At 68.6% G+C, this 14870-nt stretch carries 18 protein-coding genes and 1 pseudogene; 8 read left to right on the plus strand and 11 right to left on the minus strand.

The annotated features are described in order from the left end of the window. The first annotated feature begins 80 nt into the window (after nt 1-80). Together FHG54_RS09750 and FHG54_RS09755 are read left to right on the plus strand one after the other, a co-directional pair. A complete protein-coding gene (locus FHG54_RS09750) occupies nt 81-665 on the plus strand; it encodes a helix-turn-helix domain-containing protein (protein WP_139417101.1) in 585 nt (194 codons plus the stop codon). Between the two features lie 143 nt (nt 666-808). Next, on the plus strand, nt 809-1189 hold the full coding sequence (locus FHG54_RS09755; RefSeq protein ID WP_139417102.1) for a hypothetical protein: 381 nt from the start codon (nt 809-811) through the stop codon (nt 1187-1189). A gap of 56 nt (nt 1190-1245) precedes the next feature. On the opposite strand, the gene FHG54_RS09760 is transcribed toward FHG54_RS09755, so the two are convergent. Next, complete coding sequence (locus tag FHG54_RS09760; RefSeq protein ID WP_139417103.1) at nt 1246-2295, minus strand: hypothetical protein; 1050 nt, start codon at nt 2293-2295, stop codon at nt 1246-1248. 103 nt (nt 2296-2398) lie between these two features. After that, entirely contained in the window at nt 2399-2995 is a 597-nt protein-coding gene (locus FHG54_RS09770; protein WP_139417104.1) for a TetR/AcrR family transcriptional regulator, read from the minus strand. 93 nt (nt 2996-3088) lie between these two features. On the opposite strand from FHG54_RS09770, the gene FHG54_RS09775 reads away from it, so the two are divergent. Genes FHG54_RS09775 through FHG54_RS09790 form a run of 4 tightly spaced genes read left to right on the plus strand, consistent with a single transcriptional unit; the run spans nt 3089 to nt 6216 of the window. Continuing rightward, nucleotides 3089-4564, plus strand: a complete 1476-nt coding sequence (locus FHG54_RS09775) for an MFS transporter (protein ID WP_233437741.1) — start codon at nt 3089-3091, stop codon at nt 4562-4564. A 12-nt stretch (nt 4565-4576) separates the two neighbouring features. Continuing rightward, the gene (locus tag FHG54_RS09780) at nt 4577-5176 is read left to right on the plus strand and encodes a hypothetical protein (protein ID WP_139417105.1); all 600 of its coding nucleotides are present in this window, start codon (nt 4577-4579) and stop codon (nt 5174-5176) included. 24 nt (nt 5177-5200) lie between these two features. After that, nucleotides 5201-5683, plus strand: coding sequence for a GNAT family N-acetyltransferase (locus tag FHG54_RS09785; protein WP_139417106.1), 483 nt, complete (start codon nt 5201-5203; stop codon nt 5681-5683). Continuing rightward, the gene (locus FHG54_RS09790; RefSeq protein ID WP_139417107.1) at nt 5581-6216 is read left to right on the plus strand and encodes a dihydrofolate reductase family protein; all 636 of its coding nucleotides are present in this window, start codon (nt 5581-5583) and stop codon (nt 6214-6216) included. Before FHG54_RS09785 ends, FHG54_RS09790 begins: the two co-directional genes overlap by 103 nt. Before the next feature lie 39 nt (nt 6217-6255). Here FHG54_RS09790 and FHG54_RS09795 read toward each other — a convergent pair whose 3' ends face one another. The 3 genes and pseudogenes from FHG54_RS09795 to FHG54_RS17140 all read right to left on the minus strand — a co-directional run. Continuing rightward, a complete protein-coding gene (locus tag FHG54_RS09795; protein ID WP_139417108.1) occupies nt 6256-6810 on the minus strand; it encodes a hypothetical protein in 555 nt (184 codons plus the stop codon). Next, the gene (locus FHG54_RS16785) at nt 6807-7064 is read right to left on the minus strand and encodes a hypothetical protein (protein WP_232333790.1); all 258 of its coding nucleotides are present in this window, start codon (nt 7062-7064) and stop codon (nt 6807-6809) included. Before FHG54_RS16785 ends, FHG54_RS09795 begins: the two co-directional genes overlap by 4 nt. Before the next feature lie 144 nt (nt 7065-7208). Continuing rightward, nucleotides 7209-7316, minus strand: a pseudogene (locus tag FHG54_RS17140) (TetR family transcriptional regulator); the annotation flags it as partial. A gap of 160 nt (nt 7317-7476) precedes the next feature. On the opposite strand from FHG54_RS17140, the gene FHG54_RS09805 reads away from it, so the two are divergent. Then, nucleotides 7477-7989, plus strand: coding sequence for a glutathione peroxidase (locus tag FHG54_RS09805; protein ID WP_139417110.1), 513 nt, complete (start codon nt 7477-7479; stop codon nt 7987-7989). 108 nt (nt 7990-8097) lie between these two features. Next, on the plus strand, nt 8098-8613 hold the full coding sequence (locus tag FHG54_RS09810) for a hypothetical protein (protein WP_139417111.1): 516 nt from the start codon (nt 8098-8100) through the stop codon (nt 8611-8613). Here FHG54_RS09810 and FHG54_RS09815 read toward each other — a convergent pair whose 3' ends face one another. From FHG54_RS09815 to FHG54_RS09840, 6 genes are all read right to left on the minus strand, one after another. After that, complete coding sequence (locus FHG54_RS09815; protein WP_139417112.1) at nt 8614-10083, minus strand: dihydrolipoamide acetyltransferase family protein; 1470 nt, start codon at nt 10081-10083, stop codon at nt 8614-8616. Continuing rightward, nucleotides 10080-11102: an alpha-ketoacid dehydrogenase subunit beta gene (locus FHG54_RS09820; RefSeq protein ID WP_139417113.1), complete on the minus strand. Its 1023-nt coding sequence runs from the start codon at nt 11100-11102 to the stop codon at nt 10080-10082. Before FHG54_RS09820 ends, FHG54_RS09815 begins: the two co-directional genes overlap by 4 nt. Continuing rightward, nucleotides 11099-12232 carry a pyruvate dehydrogenase (acetyl-transferring) E1 component subunit alpha gene (gene pdhA, locus FHG54_RS09825; RefSeq protein ID WP_139417114.1) on the minus strand — a complete coding sequence of 378 codons (1134 nt, stop codon included), beginning with the start codon at nt 12230-12232 and terminating at the stop codon, nt 11099-11101. Before pdhA ends, FHG54_RS09820 begins: the two co-directional genes overlap by 4 nt. 108 nt (nt 12233-12340) lie before the next feature. Then, complete coding sequence (locus FHG54_RS09830; protein ID WP_210415425.1) at nt 12341-12835, minus strand: Lrp/AsnC family transcriptional regulator; 495 nt, start codon at nt 12833-12835, stop codon at nt 12341-12343. Further along, entirely contained in the window at nt 12835-13668 is an 834-nt protein-coding gene (locus FHG54_RS09835) for an oxygenase MpaB family protein (protein ID WP_139417116.1), read from the minus strand. Before FHG54_RS09835 ends, FHG54_RS09830 begins: the two co-directional genes overlap by 1 nt. 53 nt (nt 13669-13721) lie before the next feature. After that, nucleotides 13722-14852 (minus strand): aggregation-promoting factor C-terminal-like domain-containing protein, encoded by a 1131-nt coding sequence (locus FHG54_RS09840; protein WP_139417117.1) that lies wholly within the window; start codon nt 14850-14852, stop codon nt 13722-13724. Nucleotides 14853-14870: the final 18 nt, after the last annotated feature.

Consider the following 14870-nt stretch of genomic DNA (forward strand, 5'->3'; position numbering starts at 1 on the left):
CGCACGCGCTCCCAGGAGCGGGATTCTGCGCGTACGTGCGCTGCTGGCGCCGATGTTCAAGCTACGGCTATAATTGGTGCATGTCCGATCTCATTCGCGCAGCGCGCACTCGTGCCAGGTTGACCGGCGCGCAGCTCGCCGAGCGGCTGGAGGTCACGACCGCCGCTGTGTCGCAGATGGAGCAGTCGGAGCGCCGCGGCACGATTCAACTCGACACTCTTCGCCGCGCCCTTGCAGCACTTGGACAGGACATCCGGCTCGATACCGCGCCGAGCAGCCCCTACGCACCGTTCGCGCCGTCGAACGTGACAGATGAGATCAATCGGGCGCTCGACGAGGGCCGACCAGAGCTCGCACTCCGACTACTCACGCATGCGGCATCAATGATCGCGGAGAACCCTGATCGCTTCAGTGCCGAGTCCCTCGAGTGGCGACCGACAGAGGTCGGCGATCATCGGTGGGAGCAGCTGTTCCGAGCGGTGATGAGTGATGCGATTCCGGCAGGCCGGGCCAAGCCGAACTGGGCGACGGCGAAGCGATTGCCGCGGGCCTGGTATCCGTTCGGGCAGTACCCCAGCCTCAAGGCGAGGGCGAAGACATCGACGCCGGCCGGGCTGCGTGCCCTGAACATCATGGTCGACGAGCGATCGCTGGCGCGCGCATGAGCGACGGGCTCGTTCTCACTCCCGATCGGGCGAGAGAGCTCATCGACGAGCTCGAGCGACGGCTTGCTGCACGAGGCATCCGTGGCTCGATCCGGATCGTCGGCGGCGCCGCAATGGCGCTGCGATTCCCAGACGATCCCGAGGTGAGGGTCACCACCGATGTCGACGCCGCATACGAGCCGCGACCCGAGATCGATGAAGTCATCGCCGAGATCGCCCGCGATTTCGGATTGCCCGACCGATGGATGAACGCCTCGAGCACGCCCTGGAATGTGGTGGCGGACATGGGCCGCACCATCACGGTCGCCTCTGCTGAAGAGTTGGTGGCGATGAAGATGGCGGCCGGGCGCGCACAGGACCTCGCTGACCTTCGGATTCTCGCTCGGCACCTGGGCGTCACCAGCCCCGACCAACTCGTCCAGATCGCGTATGACGTGTTTGGCGAAGATTCGACCGCGCTCAGCGATCCGCGTGAGTCGTATCTGCTCTTCGCGCAAGATGTGTTGGCCGACCGACGTCGATGATCCAGGGTCGAGCGACACACGTGAGCGAACGAGCGTGACCGTCCAACGCTCGGACTCTAGGGCGTAGAGGAGCCCTGGACAGCCCCTGCCTTCTTCGCCACGTCCGCCCCCTTCGAGATCAGGTCGACGACTTCGTTGAGCTGTTGATTGCTAACGCCCGAGTGCTTGGACGCATCCCGACTGGTGAACCGGGACAACGTGTTTCGGATGAAGACTGTGTCGCCGAGCTCGCGGCGAACCTGAGCTCGTTCGTCATCTTCGGCGCTGGCATAGAACGGCTCAAGAGCCGTCAGCGCGAGCGCGACATCTTCCGCGCTGTCCGCTTCCTTGAAATGTCGGCGCCCCTCCACGCTCAGGAAGGATCCGACTCCCACCAGAGCGAGTACGAGTGCTCCACGCAGGATCCCGTCGCCGATGGTGAGCGTGAATCCCTTGTCGATCGCGGTCCAGAGTACCCAACCGCCCACAACGACTGCGAGGACAAACGCCGAAAACGCTGCCCACCGCAGCCACACCGCGTTGAGGCGCTCGCGCTTCGCGCGTGCAGCCCAATCACGCGCCGTCAACTGGCCAGCAGCCTGTTCTACCAACCGTCGTCCCGTCACGGCAGCAGTGGCGAGAAGAGCAATTTGCTCAGCCATCTTCTGCTCGATCGCGGCATCCGCCGACGAGCGTTCCTGGTTCCATGTGGCAAGCCCGAGTTCCCACTCCTGGCGAAGCTGGCCTTCGGCGGATTCGACTACCTGCGAAATCGTTGCAGCGTCGGCAGTGATCTTGTCCCGCTGGCGCGAGATCGTCTGCGAGAGTGCGACTACCTCCTTTGACTTCTCGCTCAAGGTAGCTATCAGCTCTGTAGCCTTGGCCCGCAGGACATTCAGTTCGTCGTTCCGCATGGCGATTGCGTCGCTAAGGGCAGAGACGTATACGTCGTTCACATACTTTGGGGGCGGTCCTGGCAGAGCCCGAACGTTCTGGCGCAGGCTAGGAAAGTATGACTGCCGCATGAAGTTCGCGAAGCTGTTCTCATCGGCGGCGAGCTGCGTCAGGGCGTTGCCACGCCTCGCGCGAATCGACCGCGACGATCGCGCGTCGTTGCGGTTTCGCATCGGGCGAATCGCTCCGCCAGGCATTCGCCGCTCGCTACGGAATACCTCCGTCACGATTCCGCGCAGTGAACGGATAACACTGGGGAGACGGAGCGGATACTCGTCAATCACCCTGGTTCGTCGGGGGAGCGTAAGCGCTGAGGATCACTTCGGCGATGAAATGTGCAGCGTTGCTCCGGTCGAGCCGTGCGGCCGTGATATCGGCCGCGGCACCTTTCATCACGTGGTGCATGGTGCTGGCGAGCCAGTCGGCGGGGAGGTCGGTGCGGAACGCGCCTTCGGCTTGGCCGCGTCGGATCAGGTCGTTGACGCGCTGCTCGGGTTTGGCGTGCAGGTCGTGGATGCGGGCGGGCGACATGGTGGCTTGGGCTGCCTGGAGGATGGTGCTCGCCTGTGCGGTCAACTGCCAGCTGGCCTCGATCAGCGACCGCAGCGCCTGGCGCGGTTCGCAGGTGAGGTCGACGGTTTCGAGCACCTCGTCGCCGTCGGCGAGAGCGCGCACCAATGCCGCTTCGACGAGCAGTTCGCGCGACGGGAAGTGGCCGTAGAGGGTGACCCGGCCGACGCCGGCGGTCTGCGCGATCTGCCCGAGGCTCGCATCGGGATCACGGCCGAGGCATTCGACCGCCGCGCGAGTGATCTTCTCGATGTTCTTGCGGGCGTCCGCCCGTTGGGGCGCCTTCGATGCCGTGCTGGTCACACCGATCTCCTAAATTGAATAGACATATTCGAGTTACAGTCGTACGCTGTAACTCGATACTACCCGTTCGACTTATTCGTTGGGAGTCGCGCCGTGTCCGAGCACACGCCCGAGAACATCGACACCGCTGAAGCCACAGGCACGCCACCGCCGGTCACCCCGCACCCGCGGCGTTGGCGGATCCTGTGGCTGGTCGGCATCGCCCAGCTGATGCTGATCCTCGACGTCACGGTCGTCGCGATCGCGTTGCCGCACATCGGTGCCGATCTCGGGCTCAGCCGTGAAGCGCTGACTTGGGTGATGAGCGGGTACACCCTCGCGTTCGGCGGGCTGTTGCTGCTCGGGGGGCGGGCCGCGGACCTGTTCGGGGCCCGGCGTCTCGTGCTGATCGGCCTGCTGATGTTCGTGGTCGCGTCGCTCGTCGCCGGTCTCGCGGTGTCTGGGCCGATGCTGCTGACCGGCCGGGTCGGGCAGGGCGTCGCAGCGGCGATGCTCTCCCCGGCGGCGCTGTCGTTGGTCGTCACCCTGTTCGACGGCGACGAACGGAACCGGGCGCTCGGCATCTGGTCGGCACTCGGCGGCGGCGGTGCGGCGCTGGGGGTGCTCCTCGGCGGGCTGCTCACCGGCGGCCCCGGGTGGCCGTGGGTGTTCATCGTGAACGTGCCCGTCGGGTTCATCCTGCTGCTCACCATCCGTGCCCAGCTGCCACCGCAGCCACGACCCGCGGTCACCGGCCGACTCGACGTGCTGGGGGCGGTGCTCGTCACCGCCGCAACGGGAACGCTGATCTTCGCCCTCATCCGGGCCGGGGATGCCGGGTGGGGAGGGTTCACCGGGATCGGCCTCGTCGTGGCATCCGTCGCCCTGTATGCCGGCTTCGTGGTGCGTCAGCTCACCGCCCGCAGCCCGCTGATGGACCTCAGGCTGCTGACTCGTCGGCCGGTCGCGACCGGTACGGTGCTCATCCTGGTCGCGACGGCCCTGATGATCATGGTGTTCTTCCTGGGCACCTTCTACCTGCAGCAGTACCAGGGCTTCGACCCGCTCACCACCGGGCTGCTGTTCCTGCCCGTGGCCTTGGCCACCATGGTCGGTGCGAACCTCGCCGGCCGCGTCGTCGGACGACTCGGCGCCCGGATGCTGGGTGTGGTCGGGTTGCTCGTCGCCGCAGCCGGGATGACCGTGCCAGTGCTCTGGGACGGCACCGTGGCGATGGTGGTCGGCGTGACGATCGCCGCCGCCGGCACCGGGGTGGCGTTCGTCGTCGCCTCGGCGACCGCGCTCGGTCAGATCGCACCGCACGAGGCGGGCCTGGCGTCGGGGATCGTGAGCACCTTCCATGAGTTCGGCGCGTCGATCGGCGCTGCCGTCGTCTCGAGCATGGCCGCCGCGAGCATCACCGGAGCCGGAGCCGGAGCCGGAGCCGGCAGTGCCGGTACCGGCACTGCCGGCTTCGAACGCGGATTCACGACCGGCGCGATCGTCGCGATCGCCGCCGCCCTCGTCGTTCTGTTCATCACCCCGCGACCGCCGGTCGCGAACGCCGACCCCATCGGCGACAACACATGAGGAACGCACGCCATGCCTGAGAACAACTCCGCATCACAGCCCGTCACCACGGATCCGCGTCCCGGCCTCGGCGCCCTTCTCCGGTCGCGTTGGCCCAGCATCCTCGGACTCGTGATGATCGCCGCGACCTCCTTCCGCGGCGCCGACGTCTACGTGGTCACCCTGCTGACCATGCTCGCCGCCCTCATCTACCTCACCGCCGCCGCGACCGCACGCCGCAGGGCCGCATGGGTCGCGTTCGCGATCTCGGCGGTGGTCATGCCCGTCGGCATCCTCACCCGGCTCGACCTCACCATCCCGCTGATCGCCATCGCCGTGCTGCTCGTCGCCTACGGGGTGATCACCCTGGAACGGGACGGATGGCGCGAGCTCGCCGTGCAGGCCGCCGGATTCGCCGGATTCACCGCGGTCAGCGTCATCGCCCTGAACCTCGGCCCCGCGGTCGCGGCCTACGTGGCCACCGCGGGAGTCATCGGGCACGGGGTGTGGGACCTGATCCATCACCACCGCGACAAGGTCGTCACCCGCGCGTACGCCGAGTTCTGCGCCGTGCTCGACTTCGGCATGGGTGCGCTCCTGCTGATCGTGACCTGGGTCACGGTGCTGCATTAGGGCGGGATGCCGATCATGAGCGAGATGACCATTCGCACGGCCGTCGATGACGATGCCTCGACCATCGCGGCGATCTGGGAGGCCGGCTGGCGCGACGCCCACCTCGGCAAAGTCCCTGACGCCCTCGCTCGAGTGCGCACCACGGCCACGTTCGTCACCCGCGCCCGGACGAGCATCCCGGCCACACTCGTCGCCACCAGTGACGGGGTCGTCGTCGGCTTCGTCATGGTCGACCACGACGAGCTCGCACAGATCTACGTCGATGCCCGGCACCGTGGCAGCGGCGTCGCAGCCGCACTTCTCGATGCCGCAGAACACGTGATCGCGGCATCCGGATACCCGAGCGCCTGGCTCGCCGTCATCGCGCCCAATGAACGCGCCCGACGCTTCTACCAGCGGAACGGATGGCTCGACGATGGCGAGTTCGTCTACCGGGCCGCCACGCAGGACGGTGCCGTCGACGTCCCCAGCCGCCGCTATACGAAACAGGTCTGGACGGATTCGTGACTGGACCGAACGTCACCCGGGAACATCAATTGGGAGACGGCGGCGACGTGCTGCATCAGTGGCTGGAAACGCCGGATCCGCGAGATACGGCGCTGCTGGAGAAGATGGCAGGCGGTGTCGGAGCCGTCCTGATGGGCCGGCGATCGTACGACCTGGCCGAAGGCGATGGCGGATGGGGCGACGGTGGTCCGGTCGGTGCGGTGCCGTGCTTCGTGCTCACCCACGAGCCCCCGGAGCTCGAGAGCGTTCACGCACCCTCGGTGTTCACGTTCGTCACCGACGGTATCCACAGTGCCGTGCGTCAAGCAATCGCCACCGCTGGAGAGAACGTCGTCGCCGTGCATGGTGCCAGCGCCGCCCGGCAATGTCTCGCCGCCGGGCTCATGGACGAGATCCAGATCCACCTCGCACCCGTGCTGCTCGGAGATGGCACACGTCTCTTCGAGCACCTTGACGGCCGGATCGCGCTCGAGCGCACGGAGGCGATCGCGACCCCGAACGCGACGCACCTGCGGTTCAGGGTGCTCCGTTGAAGCGATGAGCAAGAGAGGTCGTTCACGGCCATACACCCACTACACCGATGCCGACGCAACGGCGCGGCGACGTATGCCGCGAAGCCACGAACCGCGGATGATGCCGCTCCCGGCTCGGATGGCCAACCAGTACAGGCAGAACGCGCGCGCGGCGAACGCGTCGGTCGCTTGGCAGCGGGTCTCGGTGGAGAGAATGCCGTCGCGGTACAGGAAGTTCATCGCGATCTTGACAGAACGAGGCGGCGCGGCGTTGCGGAATCCCGTCATCGGGTCGTGGTCCAGCGCCAAAGTCGGTAAGCCGGGGCGAGTTTGCAGAACGCCGATGATGAGGAGTTCTTCGTTGTCGCGATGTGCTTCGACATACGGGCCCTCGATGAAGAGGTCGAGCACGCGTTCGTCGCCGCGCCGCGCCACGCGCCCGAGCGATGTCGCGCGCATGATCCGACGGAACAGAGGCACTTCGTCCCATTCGAGCGTATCGGCGGCGTCGATCACGTCCGTGCGCTTGCCGGGTATCGCGATGCTGTGGAACTCGTTCCACGTCCATTCCGGCATGGCGCGCTCGAGCGCGGCTCCTGCTCGTCCATTGGTCATCGTCCTGCCACCTCCTCCGGCTTGAGCAGTCGGGCGGCGGCTCGGGTGAACCTGCCCCAGGTGTCTTCGGGGAACGCCTCGGATACCCGGTCGATGAGCAGCAGCGGGGCGAGGTTGAGCGTGGCGAGCACGACCGACTCGTCAGCATCGGCATCCGGCCGCGCGGCGGCAGCGTACTCGACTGCGGCGTTGAACAGCGTGCGTGATGCCTCGACCTCGTCGGTGAGCACTCGGGCAAGATAGCGAACATCCATCGGGCGGGCAGCGAACTCTTCGACAGCACGGTCTGGCACAAAGTGTGCCAATGCCTCCGCACGGGCCAGCACCACCGTCGTACATCGATCCGCGAGGTTCCGTTTCGAGCCGAAGTGATGGACGATCAGCGCTTGGCTCGTCCCCGCCTCTTGTGCGATCCCCTGCAACGTGGTTCCGGCGACCCCGCGCTCTCCGAAACAGCTGATGGCGGCTTCGATGATGCGATCCGATCCGGAGGATTGTGGTGTCATGCGCCCAGACTAACTGTTTATTCAGTCAGGCACCAGCGCGAACCAGCGAGGCGTCCGGGATGCGTCGGACTCCCGATCGGCTGTGGTTGCCGAACACCGCCCGTCTTGGCATTCGATGTGAATCGGCACGGGGTGATGTCGCCACCCGTAGGCTCGAGGGGTGGACATCAGAGAGATCCCCCTCACGACGATCGACGGCGACCAGACATCGCTCGCCGCATACGCCGATCGGGTCGTGATGATCGTGAACGTCGCGTCGAAGTGCGGCCTCACTCCGCAGTACGAGAAGCTCGAGGCGTTGCAGCGCGAGTACGGCGACCGCGGGTTCACGGTGCTCGGCTTTCCGTGCAACCAGTTCGCCGGGCAGGAGCCGGGCAGCAGTGACGACATCAAGGAGTTCTGCTCCATGACGTATGGCGTCACGTTCCCGCTCATGGAGAAGGTGAAGGTCAACGGGCGTCACCGGCATCCGCTCTACGCCGAACTCACAGCGGTCGCCGATGTCGCGGGAAGAGCCGGCCGCGTGAAGTGGAACTTCGAGAAGTTCGTGGTGAGCCCCGACGGCCGGGTGCAGCGCTTCCGACCGGCGACGCAACCCGACGATCCCGCCGTGATCGCGGCGGTCGAGACGGGGCTCGCTCAGCTGCGGACTCCTGATCTGGAGACCACCTGAGGTCGCCGCCGACCGGGTTCCGCGCGCACCGCGCGGCACCTTGACCAGTCGACCCGCCCGACCCACAATTGGGGGGTTGATCCGAAATGCTAGGGGAGCGGAGCAGTAATGTCCGACGCGTACACACGTCCGACCATCGACGAGGCGGGCGCCACCACTGCGCTACCGGACTTCGCGCCGGCACCAGGAGATGAGCCCACTCCGGCCGCGGCACCTGCGCCGCGAGACTCGGCTGACCGGCGCAAGTGGAGCAGCGAACTGCGGTTCATGCTCGTCGTGCTCGCCGCGATCGTCGTGCTCTTCCTCGCCTTCGCGCTGCTGATCGCGTTCAGCCCGACCGGCGCGGCCATCAGCGCCCTGGCGATCATCGCGGCACCGATCGCCACCATGGTGGCGGCGTACTACGGCATCTCGCTCGCGCTCCGTCAGGTGAAAGACGCACGCGACGCCGCGGAGGCCAGCGAGGCACGCGCTCGCGCATCCGAGGTCACCGCTCGTGAATCCGACGCGTGGGCCGCTCAGATGGAGTCGGGCCTCCGTGTCGCCGTCGCGAAGCTCAAGGCCGGCGCTCAAGACACTCGCGATGTCGAGCGCGCCGCCGGCACGCCCGACGACTTCTTCTGATCAGAGTTCGGCGAGCACCGACACCGGCCGCTCGATGCACTGCGCCACGAAGGTGAGAAGGGCCGCGGCCTCGGCACCGTCGCAGACTCGGTGATCGAACGACAGCGTCAGTTCCGTCACCGTGCGCACGGCCAGCGCACCGTCGACGACCCAGGGGCGCTCGATGAACCGGCCGACGCCCAGCATCGCCGCCTCGGGGTGGTTGATGATCGCCGCTGAGCCGTCGACACCGAGCGTGCCGTAGTTGTTGAGCGTGAAGGTGCCGCCGGTCAGCGCCGACGGCGAGAACGCGCCGGTGGCGGCTTCGTCGGTGCGTGTCGTGATCGCGTCGCGCAGCGCGCGCAGCGGCATCCGTTCTGCGCCGTGCACGACCGGAACGAGCAGGCCCCGAGGTGTCTGCGCGGCGAGGCCGAGGTTCACGGCCGAGTGATAGACGAGCTCTTCGCGTTCGGCGTCGAAACTGGCGTTGAGCGCGGGGTGCTTCGCGAGCCCGGCGACGACGAAGCGGGCGATGAGGGCGGTGATGCCGAACCGTTCGCCGGTCGCCTCCTGCAGCTGACGGCGAGCGCCGCGCAGTTCCGTCGCGTCGACGTCCATCCAGACGGTCGCCTCGGGGATCTCGCGGCGCGAGCGCGAGAAGTGCGCCGCGGCCGCGCGCGCCATGCGGTCGAGCGGCACACGACGGTCGCCTTCGCCGTCGGCGACGGGCGACGGCGTCTCGCCGGTCACCGTCGACGACGTCGAGGGGGCAGCGGATGTCGCCGCACTCGGCGTCATCGCCGGCTCGCCCAGCTCGGCGATGAACGACTCGACGTCACGTCGCATCACGAGGTGGTCGTGGCCGGTGCCGAGCAGCTGGCTGGCGTCGAAGCCGTGTTCGCGAGCGAGTCGCCGCACGATCGGGGAGACGACGGGGGAGCGGCGCGCGGCGTCGAGCCGGGTGGCTCCGTTCGAGCCCGGCCCGGTCGAGCCACCGGCGGTCGCCGGCGCGCTGACACCGGTGCTGAGCGACCCTCCGCTGCGGCGACCGAACCGCTTCGGCGCTGAAGCGGCCCGCTTCGTGACGGTCGATTGGCGGGTGCCGTAGCCGATCAGCACAGCGCCGGACTCCTCTGCGAGGGCGGAATCGTTCGTGACGACACCGGGCTCGGCCGGCGCCGCGACCTCAACGGGCGCCGTGACCTCAACAGGCGCCGCGCCCTCAACGGGCGCCGCGGCATCCGCAGCCCCCACCTCGCTGCCGAGCGTCAGGAGCACGCTGCCGGCATGCAGCACCTCGCCGACCTCGCCGCCGAGCGCCTCGACGACACCCGCGAACGGCGTCGGCAACTGCACGACCGACTTCGCCGACTCGAGTTCGACGACGACCTGGTCGGTCGTCACCTCGTCGCCGGGTGCGACGAGCCAGGCGACGATCTCGGCCTCGGTGAGGCCCTCGCCGAGGTCGGGCAGGATGAAGTCGCGGCTCATGCGTCCCACTCCCAGGTGTCGAGGGCTGCGAGCACGCGGTCGGGGGTCGGCAGGTGGTACTCCTCGAGTTTCGGCGAGGGGAACGGGATGTCGAAGCCGGCGATGCGCAGCACCGGGGCCGCGAGGTGGTGGAAGTTGCGCTCGGTCACCCGCGCGGCGACCTCGGCGCCGTAGCCGCCGAACTGCGCGGCCTCGTGGATCACGGCGGCGCGTGACGTCTTTCGCACGGATGCACCGACGGTGGCGTCGTCGAAGGGGGAGAGGCTGCGGAGGTCGACGACCTCGATCGAGAGTCCCTCATCTGCGGCGGCGTCGGCCGCTTCGAGCGCCGTGCGAACCGTCGGTCCGTAGCCGATGAGCGTCACGTCGGTGCCCTCGCGCACGACTTCGGCGCGGTCCATCGGCGCTGTCGTCACCGGCAGGGCGAGCGGCGCCTTCGACCAGTAGCGGCTCTTCGGCTCCATGAACACGACCGGGTCGTCGCTCTCGATCGCCTCGCGGAGCATCGAGTAGGCATCGGCGGGATTCGACGGCATCACGACGGTCAGACCGGGCGTCGACGCCCAGTACGACTCCGAGGAATCGGAGTGGTGCTCGACGCCGCCGATCGCGCCGGCGCACGGAATGCGCACGACCATGGGCAGCGTCACGCGCCCCTTGGTGCGGTTCCGCATCTTGGCGACGTGCGAGACCATCTGCTCGAACGCCGGGTAGCTGAACGCGTCGAACTGCATCTCGACGACCGGGCGCATGCCGTACATCGCCATGCCGACCGCGGTGCCGACGATGCCCGACTCGGCCAGGGGGGAGTCCCAGATGCGCTCGTCGCCGAACTCGGCCTGCAGGCCCTCGGTCACGCGGAAGACGCCGCCGAGCGGGCCCACGTCTTCGCCGTAGACGACGACGCGATCGTCGGCCGCCATCGCATCGCGGAGGGCTGCGTTCAGAGCGCCGGCCATCGTCAACTGCGTCGGGGCGGATGCCTCGGCCGGCGCGTTGCTCGTCACGGTCGCGGTCATCGCGCAGCCCCCTGGTGGCCCGCGAACGCGCCGGCCGCGAGCTCGGCCTCGAGGGCCGAACGCTGCTCGACGAGGGCGCTGCGCTCCCGCCCGTAGACGTGGTCGAAGAGTTCGAGCGGGTCGAGCTCGGCTTCGGTCGTCATGACCTCGCGCGTACGGGCGGCGAGCGCCTCCGCGGCATCCGCGATCTCGGTGCGCATGGCCTCGGTGAGCGCTCCCTCGGAGACGAGGTACTTCTCGAGACGCTCGATCGGGTCGCGGCGCTTCCAGTGCTCGACGTCGCGCGCGGTGCGGTAGCGGGTGGGGTCGTCGGAGTTCGTGTGCGCCTCGATGCGATAGGTCACGCCCTCGATGAGTGTGGGGCCGCCGCCCTCGCGCGCACGGTCGACCGCAGCGCGTGTGACGGCGTACATCGCGGCGATGTCGTTGCCGTCGACGTGGTAGCCGGGCATGCCGTAGCCGACGGCCTTGTCGGCCAGCGTCGCGGCGCGGGTCTGGCGCTCGAGGGGCACGCTGATCGCGAACTGGTTGTTCTGCACGACGAACACGGTGGGCGTCTGCCAGACCGCCGCGAAGTTGAAGGCCTCGTGGGTGTCGCCCTCGCTCGTTGCACCGTCGCCGAGAAAGGTGAGCGCCACGATCGGATCGCGGCGCAGACGTGCCGCGTGCGAGAGTCCGACAGCGTGCAGCGCCTGTGTCGCGAGCGGTGTGGCCTGCGCAGCCGTGCGGTGGGCGTGCTGGTCGTAGCCGTTGTGCCAATCGCCTCGGAACGACTGCAGGATGTCGGCGGGCTCGATGCCGCGGGTCAGGAGCGCGATGGTGTCGCGGTAGGTCGGGAAGAGCCAATCGGCCGCAGTGAGTGCCGCGACGGATCCGATCTCGCAGGCCTCCTGGCCGTACGCCGAGGGATACGTGGCGAGCCGCCCTTGCTTTGTGAGTGCCGTGACCTGCACGTCGAAGCGGCGGGCGACGACCATCTTGCGGTAGAGCCCGAGCAGCGTCTCGGTGTCGGGGAGGCCGAAGCCGCCGGTCGCCGCACCGGTGACCGCATGGCCGGCATTGTCCAGCAGGCGCAGCGGTTTCTCGCTCGGCAGGGTGCGGGTTGAGACGTGCTCGACGTTGAGGCTCATGCCTTCATCGTCGAACACTCTGGCGGGCTGCGGTGGGGCTCTCGAACAACCGTGAACGAACGGCACCGCGGTTCCGAAAGCGCGACCGATCGTCCGTCTGGAATGCGGTCAGCTGCGCCAGATGTCCAGCGTCTGCGCGGGCGGATGACCGTCGATCTCGGCGAGGATCAGGTGCGATCGCGTCGACACCACGCCCGGCATGTCGTGGATGTCGCGGAGGATCGCCTGACTGAGCTGCTCGTGGTCGGGCGCACTCACCGTGAGCATGATGTCGATGTCTCCCGAGACGGCCTGCACCTTCTCGACGAACGGCAGCGTCGCGAGCTTCGCCGCGATCTCCTCCCACGAGACCTCGCCGATGCGCACGACGACGATGGCCGAGATGTTCAGGCCGATCGCCTTGCGGTCGATGTGGGCGCCGAAGCCCGTGATGACGCCGCGCTGCTGCAATTGTTGCACCCGGTTGTGGGCCGCCGTGCGCGAGATGTGCACGCGCTCGGCGAGGGTGCGCACCGAGAGACGGCCGTCGCGGCTCAACTCGGCGACGATGCGGCGATCGATACTGTCGAGCGCGTCGTTGCGGTGCGGTACCTGCTGGGTCATCATCGTCCTCGTGGTTCAGTCCCAGCGTACCGGCTGCGACGTTCTGCGCGCCGCAGGGATGCACGCATCGGCGCGTGCCTGATCGCTCGGGGGAGGAGCGGCCAGACCGTGGCGATCACGCCGAGCCATCCGTTCGCGACGCGTTCGACGCGAGGCGTCCACCGAAAGCCGTAGGCCGCTCTGACCGGCGCGGGCAGCAGTGCGGCCGTCATGAGGCGCACGAACGGCAGCAGCACCCCCGCGCCGAGCGGCAGAGCGGATGACCCGGTCAGCAGGCTCCTCGCGACGGTGCGCGCCTCGTCGCCGACCTCGAGTGCGACGAGCCGTTCGTGCCACCAGTCGTCGAACTCGGCACGGGTCTCGGGCCAGCCCTCACCGGCGGCCTGGAGCCGCCCGCCGAGCGGTGCGTACCCGCGAACGATGCCGTCGGCGGTCGCAGCCGGCAGCGGTCCCTCGAGCCTCTCGTGCAGCGTCAGTGCGACGGCGAGCAGGGTGGAGGCCACCCATCGCTGTGCGTCCGCGTCGAACGCGCTGTACGCGGGTCGGCCGCCATCGGCATCGCCGCGTACCGGGGCATGGAGGCGATTGACGGCGCGCACCGCCTCGGCAGCGAGCCGCTCGTCGCCGAAACCGATCGCGTAGACGTAGTCGAGCGTGCCGAACAGGCGGTCGAGCGGCCGTTCGCGGAACCCGCTGTGCTTCGCGACGCCGCGCGCGACCCGAGGGTCGGCCAGTTGCAGCAGGATCGCGGCGCCGCCGCCGAGGAGCAGCACTCCCTCGGCGCCGTGACGGCGGAAGTCCGCGCGTTCGTCGTCGGTCGTCTCAGCATGCATCAGTACCAGTCTGTACCGCCGGCGGGGGATGCCTGCACGAGTTGTCTGAACCGCTAGTACCAGTTGACTCGCTCGGAGTGCGCCCACGCACCGCACGGTGCTCCGTAACGGCCCGAGATGTACGACAGTCCCCACTCGATCTGCGTCGCGGCGTTCGTGCGCCAGTCGGCGCCGGCGCTGGCCATCTTGCTGCCGGGCAGGGACTGCGGAATGCCGTAGGCGCCGCTCGACGCGTTGTACGCGTCGGCCCGCCAACTCGACTCGCGAGTCCACAGCTTCACGAGGCACTCGTATTCGCCGGCTCCCCAGCCGTACCGCGCGACGGCGCTCGCGGCATAGGCCTTGGCCCCGGCGGTGTCGACGACGATGCCGGGCGGCGGGGCGCTGCCGACACCCCCGGACGAGCCGGCCGCCTCTCGCGCGGCCTGCTCGCGTGCTTCGGCCTCCTGCCGCAACTGCTCGCCGGCCTGATACTGCCGCTCCAGGGCGGCGGTGCTGTCGCGCAGGCTCGCGAGTTGCGCGTAGAGCGTGTCGACGACGGTTCGCTGCTGCGCGAGCTCGGCCTCAGCGGCCTCGTGCGCGGACTCGGCTGCTGCGGCTGCTTCGGCCGCGGCCTCCGCGAGTCGCGATCGTTCCTGCTCGGCGACGTCGGCCTGGGCCGACACTGCGGCCGACTCGGCCTTCGCAGCTTCGGCCTGATCGGCGATCGTGCCGTAGACGTTCGTGAGCTGCGCGGCACGCGACAGGCCCTGCAAGAGGTCGGTCGACGTGTCGTCGGCGAACAGCAGGCGCAGCGTGACATCCGCCCCGCCCGAACGTGCGAGCACGGCGCCGACCCGACCGAGTCGTTCGCCCGACGCGACCGCTTCGGCGTCTGCGGCCGTCGCTGCCGCCTCGAGGGTCGCGGCTCGCTGCTCTGCCGTTGCGAACGCGGTCGCAGCGGAGGCAGATGCGCCGGCCGCCGCGACCGCGGCATCGCCGAGCGCAGCGGCTGTGGTCTCGAGCGCGGCCACTAGACCGGCGATGCGGGTCGCCTCGGCCTCGCGCGACGCGACATCCTGCTTCGCGGCGGCAACCTCTTCCCAGCTCGGGTAGTCCTCGGCGAACACCGGCGCAGCGGGCAGCGTGAACGTCGCGACGATCAGCGCCGCCGCAGTTGCCGCGTACCTCGGTCCGATCCGCACGACACCCCCTCCGAGGCC

The sequence above is a fragment of the Agromyces laixinhei genome (genome assembly GCF_006337065.1).
Lineage (GTDB): Bacteria > Actinomycetota > Actinomycetes > Actinomycetales > Microbacteriaceae > Agromyces > Agromyces laixinhei.

What these genes read in the sequence shown, in the direction of transcription:
- FHG54_RS09750 (WP_139417101.1), top strand. Translation starts at nt 81, where the DNA reads ATGTCCGATCTCATTCGCGCAGCGCGCACTCGTGCCAGGTTGACCGGC.
- FHG54_RS09760 (WP_139417103.1), bottom strand. Translation starts at nt 2,295, where the DNA reads ATGCGAAACCGCAACGACGCGCGATCGTCGCGGTCGATTCGCGCGAGG.
- FHG54_RS09780 (WP_139417105.1), top strand. Translation starts at nt 4,577, where the DNA reads ATGCCTGAGAACAACTCCGCATCACAGCCCGTCACCACGGATCCGCGT.
- FHG54_RS09785 (WP_139417106.1), top strand. Translation starts at nt 5,201, where the DNA reads ATGACCATTCGCACGGCCGTCGATGACGATGCCTCGACCATCGCGGCG.
- FHG54_RS09790 (WP_139417107.1), top strand. Translation starts at nt 5,581, where the DNA reads ATGGCTCGACGATGGCGAGTTCGTCTACCGGGCCGCCACGCAGGACGG.
- FHG54_RS09795 (WP_139417108.1), bottom strand. Translation starts at nt 6,810, where the DNA reads ATGACCAATGGACGAGCAGGAGCCGCGCTCGAGCGCGCCATGCCGGAA.
- FHG54_RS16785 (WP_232333790.1), bottom strand. Translation starts at nt 7,064, where the DNA reads ATGGATGTTCGCTATCTTGCCCGAGTGCTCACCGACGAGGTCGAGGCA.
- FHG54_RS09810 (WP_139417111.1), top strand. Translation starts at nt 8,098, where the DNA reads ATGTCCGACGCGTACACACGTCCGACCATCGACGAGGCGGGCGCCACC.
- FHG54_RS09815 (WP_139417112.1), bottom strand. Translation starts at nt 10,083, where the DNA reads ATGAGCCGCGACTTCATCCTGCCCGACCTCGGCGAGGGCCTCACCGAG.
- FHG54_RS09820 (WP_139417113.1), bottom strand. Translation starts at nt 11,102, where the DNA reads ATGACCGCGACCGTGACGAGCAACGCGCCGGCCGAGGCATCCGCCCCG.
- pdhA (WP_139417114.1), bottom strand. Translation starts at nt 12,232, where the DNA reads ATGAGCCTCAACGTCGAGCACGTCTCAACCCGCACCCTGCCGAGCGAG.
- FHG54_RS09830 (WP_210415425.1), bottom strand. Translation starts at nt 12,835, where the DNA reads ATGACCCAGCAGGTACCGCACCGCAACGACGCGCTCGACAGTATCGAT.
- FHG54_RS09835 (WP_139417116.1), bottom strand. Translation starts at nt 13,668, where the DNA reads ATGCATGCTGAGACGACCGACGACGAACGCGCGGACTTCCGCCGTCAC.